Origin of the sequence: Maridesulfovibrio bastinii DSM 16055 (assembly GCF_000429985.1) — a bacterium.
Classification (GTDB): domain Bacteria; phylum Desulfobacterota; class Desulfovibrionia; order Desulfovibrionales; family Desulfovibrionaceae; genus Maridesulfovibrio; species Maridesulfovibrio bastinii.
Genome location: NZ_AUCX01000014.1, coordinates 1 through 21,264 on the forward strand (window position 1 = coordinate 1; position 21,264 = coordinate 21,264).

General features: G+C 40.2%; 21 protein-coding genes and 2 tRNA genes. 5 read left to right on the forward strand and 18 right to left on the reverse strand.

Annotated features, from left to right (window positions below; all coding sequences use genetic code 11):
* From tnpA to rimI, 8 genes are all read right to left on the reverse strand, one after another.
* Window positions 1-198 (reverse strand): IS200/IS605 family transposase (tnpA, locus tag G496_RS0107340; protein WP_027178721.1); only part of this gene is annotated, 198 nt, incomplete at its 3' end.
* Between the two features lie 185 nt (window positions 199-383).
* Window positions 384-470 (reverse strand) — tRNA-Leu (locus tag G496_RS0107345).
* 308 nt (window positions 471-778) lie between these two features.
* A complete protein-coding gene (locus G496_RS0107350; RefSeq protein ID WP_027178722.1) occupies window positions 779-1,978 on the reverse strand; it encodes an arabinose transporter in 1,200 nt (399 codons plus the stop codon).
* 318 nt (window positions 1,979-2,296) lie between these two features.
* Window positions 2,297-2,383: transfer RNA gene (locus G496_RS0107355), tRNA-Leu, on the reverse strand.
* A 47-nt stretch (window positions 2,384-2,430) separates the two neighbouring features.
* Window positions 2,431-2,808, reverse strand: coding sequence for a preprotein translocase subunit SecG (gene secG, locus G496_RS0107360; protein WP_027178723.1), 378 nt, complete (start codon window positions 2,806-2,808; stop codon window positions 2,431-2,433).
* A 43-nt stretch (window positions 2,809-2,851) separates the two neighbouring features.
* Window positions 2,852-3,595: a triose-phosphate isomerase gene (tpiA, locus tag G496_RS0107365; RefSeq protein WP_034632744.1), complete on the reverse strand. Its 744-nt coding sequence runs from the start codon at window positions 3,593-3,595 to the stop codon at window positions 2,852-2,854.
* Window positions 3,596-3,609: 14 nt separating this feature from the next.
* Window positions 3,610-4,797, reverse strand: a complete 1,188-nt coding sequence (locus G496_RS0107370) for a phosphoglycerate kinase (protein WP_027178725.1) — start codon at window positions 4,795-4,797, stop codon at window positions 3,610-3,612.
* Between the two features lie 31 nt (window positions 4,798-4,828).
* Complete coding sequence (gene rimI / locus G496_RS0107375; protein WP_034632702.1) at window positions 4,829-5,302, reverse strand: ribosomal protein S18-alanine N-acetyltransferase; 474 nt, start codon at window positions 5,300-5,302, stop codon at window positions 4,829-4,831.
* A 101-nt stretch (window positions 5,303-5,403) separates the two neighbouring features.
* Between rimI and G496_RS0107380 the strand changes: the two genes are divergently transcribed.
* Window positions 5,404-5,943 carry an NUDIX hydrolase gene (locus G496_RS0107380; protein WP_034632704.1) on the forward strand — a complete coding sequence of 180 codons (540 nt, stop codon included), beginning with the start codon at window positions 5,404-5,406 and terminating at the stop codon, window positions 5,941-5,943.
* A gap of 113 nt (window positions 5,944-6,056) precedes the next feature.
* On the opposite strand, the gene G496_RS0107385 is transcribed toward G496_RS0107380, so the two are convergent.
* The 4 genes from G496_RS0107385 to G496_RS0107400 form a co-directional block, all read right to left on the reverse strand.
* A complete protein-coding gene (locus G496_RS0107385) occupies window positions 6,057-6,845 on the reverse strand; it encodes an inositol monophosphatase family protein (protein WP_027178728.1) in 789 nt (262 codons plus the stop codon).
* A 168-nt stretch (window positions 6,846-7,013) separates the two neighbouring features.
* Complete coding sequence (gene mreB / locus G496_RS0107390; protein WP_027178729.1) at window positions 7,014-8,033, reverse strand: rod shape-determining protein; 1,020 nt, start codon at window positions 8,031-8,033, stop codon at window positions 7,014-7,016.
* 22 nt (window positions 8,034-8,055) lie between these two features.
* Complete coding sequence (locus G496_RS0107395) at window positions 8,056-9,081, reverse strand: GAF domain-containing protein (protein ID WP_027178730.1); 1,026 nt, start codon at window positions 9,079-9,081, stop codon at window positions 8,056-8,058.
* A gap of 4 nt (window positions 9,082-9,085) precedes the next feature.
* Window positions 9,086-9,295: a DUF6485 family protein gene (locus tag G496_RS0107400; RefSeq protein WP_051294898.1), complete on the reverse strand. Its 210-nt coding sequence runs from the start codon at window positions 9,293-9,295 to the stop codon at window positions 9,086-9,088.
* 449 nt (window positions 9,296-9,744) lie between these two features.
* Between G496_RS0107400 and G496_RS0107405 the strand changes: the two genes are divergently transcribed.
* Together G496_RS0107405 and gcvT are read left to right on the forward strand one after the other, a co-directional pair.
* On the forward strand, window positions 9,745-11,487 hold the full coding sequence (locus G496_RS0107405; protein ID WP_027178732.1) for a hypothetical protein: 1,743 nt from the start codon (window positions 9,745-9,747) through the stop codon (window positions 11,485-11,487).
* A 70-nt stretch (window positions 11,488-11,557) separates the two neighbouring features.
* Window positions 11,558-12,619, forward strand: a complete 1,062-nt coding sequence (gene gcvT, locus G496_RS0107410) for a glycine cleavage system aminomethyltransferase GcvT (RefSeq protein WP_027178733.1) — start codon at window positions 11,558-11,560, stop codon at window positions 12,617-12,619.
* Window positions 12,620-12,701: 82 nt separating this feature from the next.
* Here the strand turns inward: gcvT and G496_RS0107415 are convergent, their stop codons facing one another.
* Complete coding sequence (locus tag G496_RS0107415) at window positions 12,702-13,343, reverse strand: lysophospholipid acyltransferase family protein (protein ID WP_051294899.1); 642 nt, start codon at window positions 13,341-13,343, stop codon at window positions 12,702-12,704.
* Window positions 13,344-13,361: 18 nt separating this feature from the next.
* Window positions 13,362-15,116: an ABC transporter ATP-binding protein gene (locus G496_RS0107420; RefSeq protein ID WP_027178735.1), complete on the reverse strand. Its 1,755-nt coding sequence runs from the start codon at window positions 15,114-15,116 to the stop codon at window positions 13,362-13,364.
* A gap of 181 nt (window positions 15,117-15,297) precedes the next feature.
* On the opposite strand from G496_RS0107420, the gene yedF reads away from it, so the two are divergent.
* Both yedF and G496_RS0107430 read left to right on the forward strand, forming a co-directional pair.
* On the forward strand, window positions 15,298-15,915 hold the full coding sequence (gene yedF, locus G496_RS0107425; protein WP_027178736.1) for a sulfurtransferase-like selenium metabolism protein YedF: 618 nt from the start codon (window positions 15,298-15,300) through the stop codon (window positions 15,913-15,915).
* Window positions 15,916-16,052: 137 nt separating this feature from the next.
* Window positions 16,053-16,811 (forward strand): pseudouridine synthase, encoded by a 759-nt coding sequence (locus G496_RS0107430; RefSeq protein WP_027178737.1) that lies wholly within the window; start codon window positions 16,053-16,055, stop codon window positions 16,809-16,811.
* A gap of 61 nt (window positions 16,812-16,872) precedes the next feature.
* Here G496_RS0107430 and lolA read toward each other — a convergent pair whose 3' ends face one another.
* The 4 genes from lolA to G496_RS0107450 all read right to left on the reverse strand — a co-directional run bounded on the left by lolA (window position 16,873) and on the right by G496_RS0107450 (window position 21,207).
* A complete protein-coding gene (gene lolA, locus G496_RS0107435) occupies window positions 16,873-17,520 on the reverse strand; it encodes an outer membrane lipoprotein periplasmic chaperone LolA (protein WP_027178738.1) in 648 nt (215 codons plus the stop codon).
* 210 nt (window positions 17,521-17,730) lie between these two features.
* The gene (locus G496_RS0107440) at window positions 17,731-19,995 is read right to left on the reverse strand and encodes a DNA translocase FtsK (protein WP_084407517.1); all 2,265 of its coding nucleotides are present in this window, start codon (window positions 19,993-19,995) and stop codon (window positions 17,731-17,733) included.
* A 165-nt stretch (window positions 19,996-20,160) separates the two neighbouring features.
* Window positions 20,161-20,721 carry an elongation factor P gene (efp, locus tag G496_RS0107445; RefSeq protein ID WP_027178740.1) on the reverse strand — a complete coding sequence of 187 codons (561 nt, stop codon included), beginning with the start codon at window positions 20,719-20,721 and terminating at the stop codon, window positions 20,161-20,163.
* Window positions 20,722-20,751: 30 nt separating this feature from the next.
* Entirely contained in the window at window positions 20,752-21,207 is a 456-nt protein-coding gene (locus tag G496_RS0107450; RefSeq protein WP_027178741.1) for a type II 3-dehydroquinate dehydratase, read from the reverse strand.
* Between the last annotated feature and the right edge of the window lie 57 nt (window positions 21,208-21,264).

A 21,264-nucleotide genomic window follows, 5' to 3' on the forward strand; every position in this document is an offset into this window, starting at 1 on the left:
TACAAGCATATGGATATGATCAGGGCAACATTCTGCCTCAACTATCTCAACGCCTTTCCACTCACAGAGCTTTCGTAAAATTTCACCTATTGCTCTTTTAGTTTCATAGTAGAAAACTTGGCGACGATATTTTGGAGCAAAGACTATATGATATTTACAGTTCCATTTTGTATGGGCTAAACTTTCAGTGTCTCGCAAAGGGACCTCCTTTTGATTTGTTACTACCGCAGCTGCTAGACCGCGGAACTCATTTAACAAATCAAAAGGAGTTTTGCTGATTTATTCATAGCTGTAAGCTTTACGGAACCCCCCGCATAGCGGGGGGTTTTCTACATACAAAAAAAGAGCCACAATTTAAAATTGCGGCTCTTATGAGGTCTTTGTGGTGCCGAGGGGGGGATTCGAACCCCCACGGAATTTCTTCCACTGCCCCCTCAAGACAGCGTGTCTACCAATTCCACCACCTCGGCTCAACGGATACTCTAGGCATCCTTTTTTCAAAGAGTGACTTAAAGTGTTACCTCGTCGTCACGAAGAAGCTTTTCCGCTATTTTGCTTAAAAGGTCAAGCAGTTTTTTTATTTTTTTTTAATTTTTATTAAAATAATCTAACTACTAAGCAAATTAAGGCCCTTCTCAAAATTATACAAAAAATACCGAACTGAAAACCATTCTTAATGAGGATTCTGACACAAAAGTTTAATATTTTTTTGTAATCTTTTCACAAATCATAGCTAAATTTGCGCTGACAAAATTTTAAATTATAAACTAAAACTAAATCAAACTCTTTGGCCCAAACATTTATTTTCGACCTTCTCTTCCCAATAAATTGACAATATAAACAGAATTCCTAAAGCAGCTGCCATCGCCCCCATTAAAAAAACAATTGAGTAATCAAAAAAATCTACCAACACTCCGGCTATAGGTGCTGATACAGCGTAGGATAAATCTTGAAAAGCGGCAAAGCCTCCAAAAGCAGTAGCCCTATATTCACTAGGAACTCTTTTTATTGCTTCTACTCCCATAGCAGGAAAGATCATGGAGCAACCCAGGCCTGTAAAAAAAGAACCTATGAGAGCTAAAGACAGATTCGATCCCATCCATAATAACAATTGCCCTATCAGCTCGATCACTAAAGAAAAGCAGGTAATATTTATTCCACCAAATCTATCGGGTATTGATCCCCAGAAAATACGGCTCAAGACAAAACCGATACCGAACAAACTTAGCCCCATGCCAGCAAAAGGCCAGCCTTTACTTTTAAAATAAAGAAGAACAAATGCTCCAAGGACTGCAAAACCAACTCCTTGAAGGCTGACAACCATACCCTGCTTCCATATTTTATGTATTATCTTAAAAAATGACTGATTCTTATTTAGCCGTTCCTTGTTTTTATGATCCGCCAAATTAAATAAAAATAAGCCACCAATAAACGGCAGAATAAGAGAAAGACCCATCAAAATTTTAAAATCAAATTTCGAATAAACGGCAAGTCCTAATGGCCCCCCGAGAGCAAAAGCTCCATACATGGCCATTCCGGCAACAGATAAAATTTTTCCTGAATGTTTTGGACCGATAACAGCAAAATGCCAACTGGTTAAACCAACCATGACCATGCTTTCACCAAAGCCTAAAATAAGTCGTCCGACAATAAGAATGATATAAGCAATATTAGCAGGAAATATTGCTAAAGCTGAAACCAGACAAATGGCTGCGGCTGATGTGTATAAAAACAAACCCCGCATAGTACACTTTTTTGGACTTACAGTATCTGAGAAAAATCCTGCATACTTCCGGGATAAGATAGTGGAAAAAAAGGAAATACCTACTGCCAGTCCGCCAAGCCTGTGAGCATAACCTAAATCATGACAGACATAGACAGAAATCACAGGTAAAGCCATTGCAACAGAAAGGTATGAAATAAAGAGAGAAACACCCATTTTAATCAGGCGTTTTTTAGATAGGTCATCTAGAAACATAAGCCCTCCTAATCTAATATTTTTGGAGAGCAAAAAAACGCACTCTCCAAAAACAACTGTTATTGGACAAGTGCGTTGGATGTCGTTAACGCGTACGTTCTTAGCGAATGTTTTGTTTTAAATATTTAATAAAAGTTTATAAGTCAAATAATCATTTAATAAATTATAGACCTGTAAAATTTTAAGAAATTAATAGTTCAATATGCAATCAAAAGTCAGCCAAATTTTTTGATCAAACCTACCAGACAGATATGGTAAGTTTGACAGCATATAAAAAAAGAGCCGCAATTTTAAATTGCGGCTCTTATGAGGTCTTTATGGTGCCGAGGGGGGGATTCGAACCCCCACGGAATTTCTTCCACTGCCCCCTCAAGACAGCGTGTCTACCAATTCCACCACCTCGGCAAAGGACTTATGTCCTATATTTTAAAGAACTTACTTTGTAAAGAACTTTATTCAGCTTTTTTTGCCGGAGCCTGTTTTTCTTCAACAGGAGCCGGAGTCTTTGCAACTTCATCAGTCTTTGCAGGAATAACAGGCTTTTCAAATTCGGGAGCCGGAGCAACTGCATTAGCAGTTTCATCCATTACGGATTTATCTCCAACCTTATTACCTGAAAGGTAATTGTAGCTTAAAGAAGTTATCAAAAAGATCGCCGCCAGAAATGCGGTTACCTTGGAGAGAACTCCACCTGCTCCGGTACTTCCGAAAACAGAACTGCTACCCCCACCGAAAATGACACCCATGTCTTCCTTTCCGCTCTGCAACAGAACAAAAATGATCAGAAAGATGCAGGCGATAATGTGTACAGTAATTACTAGCGTTTGCAAAGCTTTTTTTCCTTTATTTTTTCACTGGGACCTAAGGCGTGTTCTATGCCAGTACAATCTGGCTGAAACTTTCGCCGTCCAAGCTCGCGCCTCCTACCAACACACCGTCCACATTGTCAAGTGCTATGATCTCGGCACAATTACCAGGTTTTACACTTCCACCATATAAGATTTTGATATCATTGAATTTATCAGGAAAAATATTTTCTAGTTTTTTTCTGACAAATAAATGTGCTTCCTTAATTTCTTCAGGACCAGCAACTTCTCCTGTACCAATTGCCCAGACAGGTTCATAAGCGATTACAATACGATCAGGAACAATATCAGCTTCTACTCCGGCAAGTCCTTTTTCCAACTGAGTGTCTATTACCTGTTGAACATTGCCCGCTTTTCTTTCTTCTATTGTTTCACCCACGCAAAGAATCATTGAAAGATCATTAGCAAGTCCGAAAGTTACTTTTTCACCTACAAACTCATCGGATTCGCCCATTATATGTCTGCGTTCAGAATGCCCGGCGAGACAAAATCCGCAACCGCAGTCTTTAAGCATATCCGCTGAAATTTCCCCTGTAAAGGCTCCCTCTTTAGCAGGATACATATTCTCTCCGCTCAAATGAAACCAGTCCTGACTGCCAAGAACAGAATCAACAGAAGATAGGGCTGTAAACGGAGCGGCTATGAGCACTTCCCTGTCTGCAGGAACTTTTCCTTCAATTTTAGAGAGCAATGTCTGAGCTGTTTTTTCAGCTTCACTTCTGGTCTTAAACATTTTCCAGTTCGCGGCCATTAGTTTTTTAGTCACTACATATTCTCCTTCAAAGCTTTAAATGCAGGAAGTTCTTTTCCTTCAAGAAATTCGAGAAAAGATCCGCCTCCGGTTGAAATAAAAGAGAACGAATTCTGCAGATTTGCCTTGTGAACAACTGCATCTGTATCTCCCCCGCCGACAATAGTTGTGCCGACGTTTTCCGACATTGCCTTGCAGACAGCCATTGAACCTTCGGCAAACTCCGGATTTTCAAAAAGCCCCATGGGTCCATTCCAGACAATTGTTTTAGACGAAGAAATAACTTCGATAAAATTTTTAATTGTGTCCGGTCCTATATCCAGAAGCATGGCATCTTCGGGGACGTTATCTTCACCGCACACTCCGGCAGGTTTGTCTGTATCCAGCCCCCACACAAAATCAACTGGAAGATGCAGCTTGGTTCCTGCAGCTTCAGCCTTATCCAGAATTTCTTTAGCCGTATCCACAAGATCAGGTTCACATAATGATTTACCGATACTTTGACCCTTAGCGAGCATAAAAGTATTGGCCATTGCGCCACCTATAATAAAATGATCCACTTTGCCTATAAGGTTGGTAAGGATACCAAGTTTGCTGGAAACTTTAGCTCCGCCTGAAATAGCAAGATAAGGACGTTCAGGATGTTTTAAATACTCTCCCAGTACTTCCCATTCTTTCTTCAGCAGAAATCCAATGCAGCATTCTTTAGCTGCATAAGGAACATCAACAACAGAAGCGTTAGGACGGTGGGCAACACCAAATGCATCATTAACATATATATCGGCAAGAGCCGCAAGTTTTTTTCCGAAATCACCTCTGTCTTCCGGAGTTTTGCCCTGTTCTTCAGCATGGAAGCGAAGATTCTGCAACATCATTATCTGGCCCGGTTTTAAATTCGAGGCCATTTTTTCTACTTCGGGGCCAATGCAGTCCGGTGCGAGCGGAACATCCATTCCAAGCAGTTCGCCGAGTCTCGCTGCAATAGGCGCAAGCGAAAGTTCATCAACCACTTTCCCCTTGGGCTTGCCCAGATGAGCCATAACTATAACCGCGGCCCCTTTTTCAAGGCTGTATTTCAGTGTTGGAACAGCGGCTTTGATTCTATTATCATCAGTAATTATGTCCCCGTTTAAAGGAACATTAAAATCTACGCGTATAAGCAGGGTTTTACCTTCAATATCTACCTGATCTATGTAGAGCATAATCACTCCGTTTTTTGAGTTGAAGTTATATTCAGCTTTCGTTTAAATCCAGATTGTAAAGAATAGCGTCTTCTTTAGTATCCGGATAATATTTTTTTCTGACCCCAGTTTTTTTAAATCCGAGACTTTCATATAACCTGATGGCAGGAGTATTAGATTTTTTTACATCAAGCAGCCCTTTTTGTATGCCCATGTCACGGCATTTTTGCAAGAGCGTCAACATAAGTTTCAAACCAATACCTTTCCTCCGGCTTTCCGGACGGACCCCGAGATTAAGTATTTCCATTTCATCCAGCAGTATAGAATATGCCAGATACCCGGAAATTTTATCACCGTCCCTGACTCCTAAAACGTGAAAGGCCCCACGTTCAAGCCCCAGCTTGAATTGTTTTTCACTCCAGTGGTAGTTAAAACATAAAGATTCCAACTCCATAAGAGCGCTGAGATCATCAGGACCCATCTTTTCCACATAATATTGATTTTTTATATCATGTACAGATTTCATATTCCAGCTTTCAAATTTAAATGCTAGACAAACGAATAGGACAGCCACAGTCGTATACGACTTCTTTTACACTTAACTACCCTTAATTGAAAGAAAACAACATGCCAAGATCACGGTCAGGAAAAATTAAAAACGAAATCCTCCCCCAAAGCGTGGAAGTTGTAGACTCTCAAAACAGACCTCTGGCGGTGGTCAATGTGCTGGAAGCCCACAGGCAGTCACTCATGCACCGCTCAGTAATAGTTCTGGCATATTCACCTGAAGGGAAAATCTACCTTCAGAAGCGCAGCCAGAACAAAAAGTTATATCCCGGGCGCTGGGATGTATCTGCAAGCGGACACGTTTTTTTCGGGCAGTCTTTTGAAAAGACGGCTATAAATGAACTATGGAATGAGCTTGGCATTAAGACCGATAAAATAACTGAAATCGCTAAATTTGAGGCATCCCCTTCCACAGGAAATGAGTTCATCAAAGTTTTTATTCACGAAAAAATGACGACCATTCCCAACCCTAATCCTGAGGAAGTCGAAAGTGGATATTTTTATTCAAAAAGCGAGCTTAACTGGCTGATATCGGAATTCAGGGAATTGCTGGCTCCTGCCCTTGTTTTTCTGAATGATCAGGGACTCCTGTTCAAATAATTTTATTTTTAAAATAGTTATAAACACATTGTTTTGATTATCGCTCGATCTGCACCTTATTACGCCCTGAAGCATACTTCAAATAAGTCTTATGCCAGTTCTGTAGTTTTAAATTATTCCTCGTTTATTAACCCTGATAACTTTTCATGAAGCTGGGTGTTGGATGCAAGTATTGAAGGTGAATATAAATTATAAGGATTCCCTTCAAAATCAGTCACGCATCCTCCAGCCTCTTCAACCAAAAGCCAGCCCGCAGCTGTATCCCAGGGTTTAAGCCCGTTTTCATAAAAACCATCATAACGGCCACAGGACAGGTAAGCCAGATCCATAGCTGCGGCTCCGGGCCTCCTTATGCCACGGGTAGCAAGGAGCACTTTGTATAATCTTTTCGTCACAGCTTCGGCATAGTTGTCAATGTCATAGGGAAAGCCTGTAGCAATAAGAGATTTTTCAAGATCTCCAGTTTCAGTGGTTGAAACCCTGACCCCGTTCAATCTTGTTCCACCACCTCTCACGGCAGTAAAAATTTCGCCTAAAATAGGCAGATTAACCACTCCGAGAACAATTTTATCATCTGCCCAAAGAGCAACAGAGGTAGCTACCATCGGCAGGCCATGTGTGAAATTTGTTGTCCCGTCAACAGGATCAATGATCCATGTTAGTTTACCCGGACGAGCCGAACCCGAAGTTTCTTCTGCCAGAAAATCTGATTCCGGTAGAATTACAGAAAGTCTATCTTTTAAAAATTTTTCAACAGCAAGATCAGTATCAGTAACGATATCTATCCGGCCTTTCATTTTTATCTGTTTAGGTTTCTTCCAGTTTTCAGATATTATTTTACCGGCTTCGAGCACTGCTTTACTTGTTTCTTCAAGTACAGCTTTAAGTTCTACTATATCCATTGTACTACCTGTAATAATTTAAAATCATCTACTAAATATAGGTGTCATCAAAATACTAAAAAGGCGGTGCTTAACTGTTTTAAGCAGTCAGGCTCCGCCATTAAACACTTAATGATTAGAACAATTCTACCCTAAACAAAGTTCAACTTGTTCTAATAACTAAGGGAATTAATTGATATAAACTTTCTGAAAATCTTTGCCTTCCAGAGAAAGACCTGTTCCTCTAACAACTGTGGTCAGCGGGTCTTCATCAATAACGACTCTAAGCGTACTTTCCCGATTTACCAGCTGATCAAGGCCTTTAAGCAAAGCCCCGCCACCGGCCAGAAGCAAACCGTTTGTAGCAATATCGCTGACAAGTTCAGGTTGAGTATTTTCAAGAGCGGTTCTGACCGAAAGGACGATAGCTTTCACAGGCTCGGCTATTGCTTCACGTATATGCCCGTCGTGGATTTCAATAGCTTTAGGAGTTCCATCAATAATATTTTTTCCGGAGACAGTCATGGTCAACCGCTCTGGTAATTCTATGGCAGAACCTATCTTTATCTTGGCCTGCTCAGCCATATTTTCGCCAATCAATAATTTAAATTCATCCTGAATATAGCGTCTGATCGCATCGTTCATTTCGTCCCCGGCAACTCGTACAGATTGGCTATGGGCAATTGATGATAATGTGATCACAGCTACTTCTGTTGTACCACCACCGATGTCGACAACCATGTTACCCTCAGGCAGGTGGATGTTAAGCCCTGCTCCGATAGCCGCAGCCATAGGCTCTTCAATAAGGCGGACTTCTCTGGCTCCTGCCTGATGTCCTGATTCTATAACTGCCCTTTTCTCAACCTGAGTTATTCCGGTCGGAACACAAATTACAATCCGCGGCTTAATAAGATTCTTCTTACTGATAACTTTACTGATGAAGAATGAAATCATTTTTTTGGTGACTTCAAAGTCTGCAATGACACCATCTTTCATCGGTCTTATAGCTCTGATTCTTTCGGGAGTACGGCCAAGGTACTCTTTCGCCTCCTTGCCTACGGCAATGACAGAATCATCTCTGGCATCGAGAGCCACAACAGAAGGCTCATTAAGAACAATTCCATCTTTAGGAGTGTAAAGAAGAGTATTGGCTGTGCCAAGATCCATTGCTAGATCTTTGCCGAAAAAACTCATTAAGCGAGCCCACATATCAATTGCCTCTTATATAAGGTTAATTATCGTTTATCAGAACCGGTTTCTCTGATGAAGGAGTTATTTTCTGTAAAGCGGATCTTGCTTCTGCCAACCTGCTCCTCAAAAACAGATTCTCAAGAAACTGGGTAAGATATTCAGAAACCATAGCAAGAAAATCTTTCAGATCGTCAGTAATATTAACGGGTTCTTCGTTTGCAAACACCAGAACACCTCTGGCCTTTCTTTGAAACACAAGCGGAATACAAATAACACCGGTAAAATCATAAGTAGGAGCTGTACCCCCGAATATTGAGGACGAGGCCTGACCGGGACTTGTGCCATCAATATATATAGGCTCCTGATTTTTGTATACCCATCCGACAAGTCCACTGCCTATGGGAAATCCTTCATCATCTTTAGGGGCCTTACGGAAAAGCGGTCGGTTTGAGCCTTCAATAAAATACGAAGATCCCCTCTGGTCCATAACAGTCAGACTGCAATGGGAGAAGGTTGAAGTCGTTGAAATCATTTCCAGAAAATTTTCTAGAAATGCATGCCACTTCGGTTGGCGCTTGCGCAGATTGTGAACCAGCTTCAGGGTCACAAAATACTCATTTCTTTTACCCTCGGCATCCATTGAATGAATACATGAAAGTGTAAGCGTAATCAGTCTGGCAAACTGGGATAAAATTTTAAGATCCTTTGTACTGAAAGAGTAAGTTCTTTTACTATCCAGACAGAGAGCCCCCATTGAATTATCAAGAGGAGTTCCCATGAAAGCCTTTATTTTTCCGTCTTCGCGTGAACTGTAATAACCTAAGGCAGTTGCACCTTTTCTATCCATGTTATTAATGAACAGAGGTTCATTTTTACCGATAACAATACCGGTTAAACTTTTTTTCTGAACCGGGCTGCCTTGCGGCAGAACTTCGTCACCAAGACTGAAAGACTGGGCAACACAATAACCGTGCTGTCCATCCGGCAGAAAAAGCACAACACTGTGTGCCTCAAACACGTTACATATTATGCTTAAAATATTGATTAAAGCTTCGTTCCTCGGCATTTTTTTATCTGGTCCTGCATTTTATAAAGTAATCAATTGATCTGTCGTAAGTTTTTTCCTGTTCAGCAGTGAAGTAACAAGCAGGAAGCTGATCCTTGTTTTTGTGATGGGCTATGCATTCGCAGCATACACCATGTTTAGGACACCGAAGATTAGTGCAGGGGCATCCTGAATTGTTAATATCAATATTAACACAGGTTTTGTTGGCTGACATACTAAATTTCCTTGAAATTATTTAACAGGCCGGCTTCTTGAAGGAAGCTAAGCCAAAATCCTTTCCATTCTTATTGGAAAGAAGAAAAAGGGTCAATATCATGTCTTACTGTTATCAAACAAGACAATATCAAACTAACTAATAATATCAAATCATTATAAAATTTTAACAAAAAAGAAATCTGGAATTCTGGTGTAAAACAGACTGATTTGATTATTTAGTGATTATTTACCTAAATTTTCTTGCAAATGGCATCAGAAAGACTTTATTTTACTTTTTTTCTACAAAAAATCTAGAAAATTTTCATTGTAATTAATTACTGATCAGGATAGTAATTAATCAGTCAAATTGATTATTTTAGGCAGTGATCAGCCGAAAATTGCACGATTTTATCACTATAATCGTTATTTTCAACTTTTTTAACCATTTATTCCCATTCGGACTAACCCATGTGGAAGGAAGCCTTCTCAAAATATCAGGGAATAAACTCAGATGAAGATGGTAAATCTTCATCTCCTTACGACTGCACTAATATTGATGGTCTGAAAACTTACCTTGATCATGTCCATATCAAAAACTGCCTGCTGAAACCTTATTGTGAATTAAAAAATAATTATCCTCTTGTAGAAGACAGAGAACTTCTTCCGTCTTTTGAGCTTGATCTTTATGAGCACAAAAATCTTCCAGGCTTCAGTATGGTTGCCCTGGAAAGGCCCATCAATTATTTTCAGGAAATATTTCAATTTGATATGCTTCATAATCCGCGGCTTCTTGATGAAGCCGGAATGACCGAAGCATGCCCCCTGCATGAGTCTATAATAAGCACCAATCTTGAAACATTTGAAAGCAGACTTCCTAAACGTACCCAGAAAGAATTTCTGGATAAATTCAACTCAACAGATATTACGGAAATTGAGCACTACCCGGAACTTGTGCCGTACATCATGGAAATAGAAAGAGCCCATGTCATGGCTCTTGATAATTCAGGAAAATTTTATCTATCCGGGATATTCGGTTCTCTCCCCTGTGATCTTGATACCGAACTTAAACGCTTCGGAATCAGAATAAGAAAATTTCGCCCCGGAGATAATCTGCTGTATGAATACAACAGACTTTTCGTTTATACTTTTTTAATGGAACTGCATGGATTTCCTATAGTTTCCGAAAGAAGGACTTCGTCAGCCCTGTTTGCCAGAAGACTTTTCCGGATGGGTGAAAAATTCATGGTTCGCGTTCTGGGACAATCAGACCGGACCATAACTTCACTTTTTTCGCATCCTAAAGCCAAACACTACCCGAGGGTTGAGAAAATTGCCCTTGTGCAGATTGCTGCAGAAAACAAACAGGCCATAAAGACTCTAAAAGATGGCGGATTTTTCGTAGACGAGAAAAAACGAGTTGTAATTCTAAAAGTAAAATACCGTCAGCATAAGTTCAATCCGGACAATGTTCGTGAAGATCGCGCCCTTTCAGTTTACCGGCAGGAGATTATTCACCCTATTACCGGAGAAATAATTAATAAATTAAATGTAATAAAAGATGCTTCAAGTATGACTCTGCTTCTCAACGATATTGTACGCGGAGAGTATGCCGGAGCTATCATGTACAAACGCAATGAGCTTATTCAGGATACAGACACGCATGAAAAAAGACTGAAATTTCTTTTTGCATGGCTTTCAAAACACCAGCGAAGGATTATTGGCTATTCACACGAATTTTATTCAGGGGTGGTAAAAGTTCTGGACAGCTATCTGCTTGCGCCTGATAACTATGAGCCATTTAATGAACTTTCGGAGCTGTATCAGGAAGTATGGTCGAAATATAGTTATATCCAGCAGGCCAGAAAGTTAAAGACTCTGGAAGATCTGAAAAAAAGAAAATACAAAGGGTCTAAAGTTTCATACCTTGAAATGCTCAAACTGATGACTCGCATAATGAATGATCTTAAATTTGAAATAGTTAATTATTTCGACAGACTTGTTGCTACAGCATTAAATATTGGTGATAAAGTCCTGAACGACTCTTATGTAAGAAGAAACTATATTTCAAAGGCTGATGATGAGCTGACCCCCTACGGGTTGGAAATAAAAAAATACTACGGAAGACTTGTTGTTCTTCTTGATGAATTCAGATCTATCCGAAAAAGCCGCAAACCTGCTGATGACGGAATTGTTATCAGTGGAATGGTCTGATCGATCATTTTTTAATCAAAAGAACATCTGTCGGAAACCAGAGAATTTATCTCTTTATACGGAGGATAACTTGGCTGAATTACGTACTACGCCATTGACTGAGTGGCATCGCAACAACGGAGCGAAACTCGTTCCTTTTGCAGGGTTTGAAATGCCTGTTCAATACAGTGGAATCGTTGCTGAACATAAACACACCCGCTCAAAGGCCGGTGTATTTGATATCTCTCACATGGGTGAGTTTAAACTTTCCGGAAAGGGAGCTAAAGATGCCCTCAATAAAGTTGTAACTCAGAACCTTGACACCCTTGCAGCCGGAAAATGCCGCTACGGCTTTCTTCCCAATGATCAGGGCGGAGTTCTTGATGACCTCATTGTTTATTGTCTTGGCGAAGACAAATACATGCTGGTTGTAAACGGAGCCTGCGAAGAATCTGACTTCAACTGGATTAAAAACCATCTTCCTGAAGAACTTGAATTTAAAAATGTTTCTGACGAAACAGCTAAAATAGACCTCCAAGGCCCTGAATCACTCGAAGTTATGCAGAATGTCTTCGGACGTGATTTTACCCATCTTAAGTATTTCAACTTCGAAGAAGCTGAATTTGACGGCTATGAGCTTATCATCAGCCGTACCGGATATACCGGGGAACTGGGATATGAACTTTATCTTCCTGCTGAACATGCTGAAAGTCTCTGGAAAAAAATTGTAGCTGATGAACGGGTTATTCCGGTAGGACTTGGAGCTCGTGACACACTGCGTCTGGAAATGGGACTTCCGCTTTATGGTCAGGATCTTGATACCGAACACAATCCCCGTGAAGGTGGATACGGCTTTCTGCTTCCTGATGATGCTTTTACTGATGTTAATGAAATGCAGGTTCCTCTTAAAATCCCCGGACGCAGAGCTGCCCGCCACGGCGACAAAGTTTTGCTTGATGGAAAAGAAGTTGGAGTTGTAACCAGCGGCTCTTTCGGCCCTTCACTTGGTTACAGCATAGCACTTGCCTACATTAAAAAAGAATTTGCAGATGCTGAAAAATTTATTGTTCAGGCATCAAAAAAAGAACTTGAAGCTGAAAAAGCAGAGCTCCCCTTCTATAAAGAAGCAACAGCCCGCAAAAAACTTAGCTAAGTTTTAACAAATACTAATAAAAATGGAGATTACAACTCGGTTGTAATCTCCATTTTTATTTAAAATCATATTCAGCCAGAAGCTAATCAGTCAACTCTTCCAACTTTTTTTCAAGTATTTCAGCTTCCGCCAGAAAACCGGCTTCATCCTGTTTTTCAGACTGAACCATGTAGGGCTGGCCTATTTTTATCTTTACATGAGAAAAAGGTTTCGGGACCTCGAAATTATCCCATGATTTTTTAAAAACAAAAGCCGAGTCATGTACAGCCCGTGCAGGCAGAATAACAGCTCCTGTTTTTTTAGCTATGGCAAGAATACCGTGCTTAAACTTATGACGCGGACCTTTGGGTCCATCAACGGTGATCACGGCTACACGGTTTTCTTTTTTCATTATCCGAACCATATTCATCATTGCCTTGACGCCACCACGAGTGGAAGACCCTCTGGCAACCTTGTAACCGATGCGTTCCAGAACTTCAGTTATGTATTGCCCGTCTTTGCTGTCACTGGCCATGGTAACAATAGGAACTTTTCTTTTCATTCCATAACCGGTTAATGAAAAAAGTTCATTATGCCAGATTGCAACCATGACTCGTTTTCCCTGAGATGGAAGTTCCATAATCTGATCAAAACCTTCTTCATCAAAACGCAGCGACCGAATCCATGATCTATACAAAAAAGCTGCAGGAACACCAACTGTTTCAGCCTTTATATTAATCTTCACATAAGCTCCATACGGTTATTAATCTTCTTCAAACTGCATTTTATACAACTTGCTGTACAAGGGACAAGAGTTAAGAAGATCCTTGTGCCGTCCGCTGGAAATTATTTCTCCATGCTGCATAACCAGAATCACATCCGCTGATAAAACTGTTGAAAGCCGATGCGCAATAACAATGCTGGTACGATCCTTCATAAGATTTTCAAGTGCCATCTGCACGATACGTTCAGACTCAGTATCAAGAGCGCTTGTAGCTTCATCGAGAATAAGAAGCGAAGGATTTTTCATTAAAGCTCTTGCAATTGTAAGTCTCTGTTTCTGCCCTCCGGAGAGTCTGACTCCTCTTTCTCCTACAATTGTATCATACCCTTCGGGAAGCTCTTTAATGAAGTCATGGGCAAAAGCCGTCTTGGCAGCAGTTACAACCTCTTCAAATGGTGAAGACTGCTGGACGTAGGCGATATTGTCTCTTACTGAACTGTTAAAGAGAAAATTTTCCTGTGAAACCATACCAATATTCAATCTTAAACTTTGCAATTTATATTCACTGTTTGGCAGACCATTTAGAAGGATTTGACCCTCATTTTGATCATAAAAACGTGGAATCAAGTTCACCAGAGTGGTTTTACCAGAGCCGCTGGGACCGACAATAGCAATTTTCTGTCCGGCATTAACCGTAAGATTAATTCCTTTAAGGGCTTCTTCTTTCGCTCCGGGATAACAAAATCTTAAATTTTTAAGTTCAAGCTTTTTGAACGGGGCACAGAATTCTTTATCTCCCCCGCTCTCAACCTTAACATTTGAACTATCAAGGATTTGAAAAACTCTTTCCGCACCTGCAAAGGCATTCTGAATTGTCATATTAGCCGTATTTATCTTTTTTACTGGCTCATAGAGCATGATCAAAGCGGTAATAAATGAAAAAAATGTTCCCGGAGTGGATTCTCCACCAATAACTTTAAGACCACCATACCAGAGGACCAGTCCAACGCCTAATGCTCCAACAAGTTCCATTACGCGGGATGAAAGTTCACTATTAAGAATCTGTTTGATTGCAATGCTTACAAGCCTGTGATTCTCATTAGCAAATTTATTCTTTTCTTTATTCTCATTGGCGAATGCTTTGATAACTTTTATTCCACTGAAAGATTCCTGCAGCAATGAGTTGATGTCAGAGATTTTACCCTGATTTTTTCTTCCTAATTTACGAAGCTTTTTACCAAAATATATAAATGGATAAATGGCCAGAGGAAGAACCAGAACAGACCAGAAAGCAAGATAAGGATCTCTGTAAAAAACCAGCCCGACCAATCCGATAATTGTGATTGATTCACGAAGCATCATTATAAATGAAGGCAGGCTCTCTCTAATGAGGGTCACATCATTTAATATCCGTGACATGAGCATACCGACCTGACTTTCTTCAAAAAAAGGCATTGGCAAACTGATTATTTTTGAAAAAAGTTCATTTCTTAAAGTTTCAAGAACTTTAAGCCCGGTTGTATTCATTAAATAAATCTGCAAAAATCTAAAAATGCCCTTGATAAGCATGACCCCGACAAAAGCTACAGGAATCAGTATCAAAGCGTCTCTATCTTTGTTGATAAAGATATCATCCATAGCCGGCTGGATAAGATAAGCCGTTGCCGCGGTTGCTCCTGCGACAAAAGTCATTGAAATAAACGCTATCAATACCTTGAATTTATAAGGCATAAAATAGGAAAGACATCTCTTGGCCAGTTGCTTGTTATCGAGATATTTATTTTTTTCGCCCATTGGCAAAATTAAACTCCTTTTTGTTATTAGAAAAAGATTGCGTTAGTTCATTACTTGTCATTGCTCCAGTACGCAAGTGGCGATTGATTTACTATCTGAAAAAAACTATCCTGCTGATATATTTATTTCTTATGCGTCAAAAAATGTATTTCATAAAAAATTTAGATAGTTGGAGGAACTAATGGCAATAAAGCTTGAATGTCAGGGACTGCCCTGCCCTCAGCCGGTGTTAAAATGCAAACAGATAATCGAAAATGACAACCCTGAATCTTTTGTTGTGGTGGTGGACAATGAAGCGGCAAAAGAGAATGTATCCCGTTTTGTCGGAACAAAAGGTTATAAAGTTAATATAAGCAGCGGCAATGGACTTTGGACGCTCACAGCATCTAAAGACGGTTCTTCAAACAGTGTTGAATGTGAAGAATGCACAATTATGTCTCAGGAAGAACTGGATAACATAGGTTCAAAAACTGTAGTTTTTATCACCTCTGAAAATCTTGGTTCAGGTGACGATGTTCTTGGTTCCAAATTGATGTTCAATTTCGTCTCAACTCTACCTGAACTTGGTGAATCACTCTGGCGTATAGTAATGGTCAATTCTGCTGTAAAACTGGCCACAGAAGGAAATCCCTGTCTTGAAAAACTTCAGGATCTTGAGAAATCAGGTGTTTCAATACTTGTCTGCGGAACATGTCTGGATCATTTTAAACTTCTGGACAAGAAACAGGCCGGTGAAACCACAAATATGCTGGATGTTGTTACCTCACTTCAGCTTGCAACCAAAGTAATTAAAGTATAATCAAGCCTTCCTTCGGGAGCAGGAAAAAACCTGTTCCCGAAAATATGCCATTTCCGCAGGCTTGATAATGAATCTGTTTTAAATTTTTTCTAAAACATATTTATAAGACCGACACTGCGGACAGGAGGCTTAATTTTATGACGAATGAACGCGAAACAGTAAGGCTGAATAAATATATTGCCGCTTCAGGTCTGACTTCAAGACGTGGAGCTGATGATCTTGTTAAACAAGGTCGCGTTAAAATTAACGGCAACACTGCAGATTCACCTGGAATACAGGTAACCCCACTTGTTGACAGAGTTGAAGTTAATGGCAAGCTGGTTAAATATCATTCTGAAGAAGCGCATATTTACATTGCCATAAACAAACCTGTTAGAATTGTTACTACAGCAAATGATCCTCAAAACCGTCCTACGGTTATGGATCTCCTACCCCCAACTATTTTGAAACGCAGACCATTCCCTATCGGGAGGCTGGACTTTTTCTCCGAGGGCCTGCTGCTGCTGACGACTGATGGTGAGCTTTGCAACAGGATGATCCATCCTCGCTGGCATCAGCCCAAAGTCTATGACGTGGTCGTAAACGGAATTGTCACCCCTGCTATGGTCCAGAGAATGGAAAATGGTATGAAATTGAAAGAAGGTGACAAGCTGGCTCCTGTTAAAATCAAAGCCAACAAATCTGATAAAAATAGCAGTAGAGTAAGAATGGTTCTTAGACAGGGGGTTAACAGGCAGATCAGAAGAATGTTCAGAGACCTTGGGCTGAAAGTTCTAAAACTGAAAAGAATAAGTCATGGCACTGTTAATCTTGGAGATCTTCCGCCTGCTAAATGGCGTAAACTTGGAACTCCTGAAGTCAATGCATTGAAAAAAGCTCTTGAAATGGATAAATAAATTTTCATAAAAAAACCCCCGGTCAGCTGTCCGGGGGTTTTTAAACATCAATTTTTAAAGATTAATTATCAGCTGTATTATCTTCAATATTCACTCCTTCTGGAGGAGTAAATTCAAAATCAGAATCTGAAACCTTGGGTTCAAGGTTAATATTTGAAAGATCAACCTCATTACCGTTACCGTAGAAATCTACTGAAAGAACTTTCATTAGCATGGATGATTCAGAATCAACCCAGACATACCCAAGAACAAGTCCCGGTTCCGGCTCTTTTGGAATCAGCTTTAATTTGATCAGACCGTGATCATCGCCCTGATTCTCAATAACGAAATCCTCAGCTAAATTAGCCTGACCGGAAATAAATTTAATCATGGTTTTGGAATTAAACACCTGTTCAGCGTGATATTTCATCGCAAGCTGATCTTCAGGATAATAATCCCACACATAAGATTTTCCTACCATCAACAGCTCTTTTTCAGGGGAAACAGTATCCCAGCGTAGCAGACTAGGCTGTTTGAAAAGTATTGACCCCTTCCGAATTTCCTGTTCTCCACTGGCTGCTGTAGTCAATGTTTGTATGAAATCCGCACTGAAAGATTGAATTGAATCATACTTATTTTGAATTTTAGATGTAAGCCCACTATCAGCAGCAAAGGCTGTAGAGACAAGCATCAGAATTGAAACTATAGTTATGCTGATTTTAAACGGCATTAATAACTCCTTCAAAAAGTTTACTTAATATCAGAACTAACAACTATAAAAATATTTGCAAGAATATAATTATTAAAGATCGGAGAAAAGCATTCTGAGCAATTGAACAATTTACAAATCTGATAAAAAAAGCGGAATCGTTCTCACACATTAAGTGTTGCTGATTCCGCTTTTTACACATCATATTTAACAAAATACAATTACTAAGCACTAATCCTTGTTAACAAGAACCGTCCTTGGTTTACTGCCTTCCTGAGGTCCAAGAATTCCATCCTGCTCCATCTGCTCAATAAACCTTGCCGCACGGTTAAAACCGATACGAAAGCGTCTTTGCAGTAAAGAAATAGAAGCCTTGCCCTGTCCCATTACAAATTCGACAGCTTCATTATATACCGGATCATCAGATTCACCGACAACACCGTCAGCTCCACCGCTCTGGGAATTATCTTTCCAGTCGCTGAAATCAACGTCAAACTGCTGTGGAATTCTTTCTTTCCAGAATTCAACAACAGCCTGAATTTCATCATCCTCAACCAGAGCGCCGTGCAGTCTGCGAAGCTTTGATCCACTGGGTTTAAAGAGCATATCCCCTCGACCCAGCAGTTTTTCAGCCCCAACCATATCAAGAATAGTTCTTGAATCATGTTTGGAAGTAACCTGAAATGAGATTCTAGTGGGAAAGTTTGCCTTAATCAGACCGGTAACAACATCAACTGAAGGTCTCTGGGTCGCGATTATTATGTGTATTCCAGCTGCCCTTGCAAGCTGTGCAAGACGGACAATACTGAATTCAACATCCTTGCCGGCAGTCATCATCAGGTCAGCAAGCTCATCTACCACGATGACAAGATAAGGCATCATTTCAAGATCTGAAAGATTTTCAGGAAGAGTCTGGCCTTTCTTCTCGAGTTTTTCGTTATATGATTGAATATTTCTGACACCAAGACGGGCCATATTCTCATAACGTTTATCCATCTCTGCCACGGCCCATTCCAGAGCACTTTTGGCCATTGACATATCAGTAACAACCGGATGAACCAGATGAGGCAGATCAGCATAAACAGCAAGCTCGATCCGCTTGGGATCTATAAGTAAAAGTTTAACCTGATCTGGAGAAGCTTTATAGAGAAAACTCATCAGCATGCCGTTAAGACAAACACTTTTACCTGCTCCGGTAGCTCCAGCAACCAATAAATGAGGCATTTTTGCAAGATCAGCAGAAACAGGCTTTCCCTGAATGTCTTTACCAATGGCCAGAGTCAATGGAGACTTGGCTTCGCTGAAACTTTTATCTTCAAATATTTCCCTAAGATAAACAATCTGACGCTGCTCATTTGGAATTTCAATACCGACTGAATCCTTGCCGGGAATGGGAGCTTCAATACGCACAGCTGTAGCCATAAGAGCCAACGCTATGTCGTCTGTTAATCCTGCTATTTTGCTAACTTTAACTCCTGGAGCGGGCTTAAACTCAAACATTGTGACGACAGGACCGGGAATAACCCTCTGCATTTCGCCATCAATATTAAAATCCTTAAGGCATGCAACCAAACTGTCTGCTTTAGCTGAAAGCTGTTTTTCATCAACTGGTACACCAGTAACCTTAGGTTCGGTAAGCATATCAAGTACTGGAAAATCAGCAAAAGTAGGGGCTTTCTTTTTTTTAGGTTTGGCAGGCTCAGTCTTTTCTTTTGCTTTAGCGGACGGCCCGTCTTTAAAGGGCTCCAGCAGGAGGACTACGTCTTCGTCCTCTTCTTCATTCTTTTTTTTCTTTCTTTTTGATTCCAGCTTAATAACTTTTTTATCTTCTTTTTCTTCAAAATCCTTTTCGGCAGCTTTATTTTGTTTACGAATTTCTCTGTCTGCTTTTACTCTTTTCACCTTACGGTCTATTCGTTCCGTATTTTTATACCAGATATCAAGTAAAACAGTCCGTAATCTTTTAGTGATCGCAACCCAGCTTAAATTCAAAGTAAGCTGAACTCCGGACAAAGTTATGAACAGCCAAAAAAGAAAAGCTCCGACAGGTTTAAGATATAGAAAGGACCATTTTGAGAAGAGGCCTCCGATAAAGCCGCCCTGACTGATTGAAAAACCTGACTGTAATTCTGAAAACCATGGATGTGAAGCCCAGGCAAGAATACAAACATAAAGCAGAACCACACCAAGCCAGCGCCACCAAGGCATTCTGATTCTGGTTATGAAGCTGCATAAACCTATATAAAGGAAATAAAATGGAAACAGCCAAGCACCAAGGCCGAAAAATTCAACTAAAAAACCGGCAGCATAAGAACCTATGGGACCTATGAGGTTTTTTACCTTCCAACTGCTGCTCACCGCCTGATTGAAAGTCGGATCACCAGTGTTGTAGGAATACATGCTGATAAAGAGAAAAACCGCTACAAAAAGTTTAAGCAGACCAAGCATCTCTTTTGCAAAATTATCGCGAGGCAGTTGCGCACCCTCCGTTTTCATATGAGACCGTATCCAGTTGAAACTATATAAAAATTAATCACAAATCCAAAACACTCTAAATAAATCGGCAGTCAACAAAACTTAAAGTATCACTGGAAGAAACAACAGCCTCATTTACATCCGGGAAGAAAAAATCTTCCCGGATGATTCAATCAAAAAAGCAGCTTAACTTTCTCTGGAGATATATTCACCAGATCTGGTGTCAACTTTGATTTTGTCGCCTTCATTAATGAAAAGCGGAACATTGATATTCAGACCGGTTTCAAGTGTTGCCGGTTTAGTTGCATTACTTACTCTGTCGCCCTGAATACCGGGATCAGTCTTGCTGACTTCAAGCACAACAGAAGCAGGAAGTTCAAGGTCTATAACCTCGCCATTGTACAGCAATGCTTTATGACTTTCGCCTTCTTTAAGAAATCCACCGATAGTGCTGAAAACATCTGCTGCAACATTTAACTGGTCATATGTTTCAAGATCCATGAGCACATAATCAGTTCCATCTTTATATAGATACTGCATATCTTTGCTTTCCATATCAGGCTTTTCAACTTTTTCGCCGGAACGGAAAGTACGGTCAACAACGCGACCGGTGAGCATATTTTTAAGTTTTGTACGTACAAAAGCACCGCCCTTTCCGGGCTTTACATGCTGATATTCAGTAATATCAAACGGTTTTCCGTCTATTTCAATTTTAAGTCCAACTTTAAAATCTTTAGTAGCTATCATTTTTCCTCCGCTATAGTGATATGTTCAGGGCTATTTCTGTTTCAAACGCTGATACAGAGCCTGAACGGCCAAGGCATAACTCAGAATTCCAAATCCGGCAATGACTCCTATACACTGTTTTCCAATAAGGCTCTGCTGCCTTATTGGATCTTCAGTCCGGGCCATGACATTGCTGATATGAACTTCAACGCATGGTATTTTTATCCATGCGAGACTGTCTGCAATTGCAAGACTTGTATGCGTATATGCTCCGGCATTGAATGCAATACCATCAACCTTTTTTTCACGGGCCTGCTCCAGTCTGTCTATAATAGCTCCTTCAGAATTGGCCTGAAAATAATCAAGGCTTATCTCGGAAGCATTATCTCCCATCATGTTTTTTAAAATTTCAGGAAGATCTTCAAGAGTATCAGAGCCGTATATTTCCGGCTGCCTTTTACCTATGTGACCAAGATTGGGTCCATTCAGCACGAGAAAATTATACATTTTAATTTCCGTTTGTAAGATGTTATAAGCCTATAAAATGAGTGCAGGTCTTTTTCT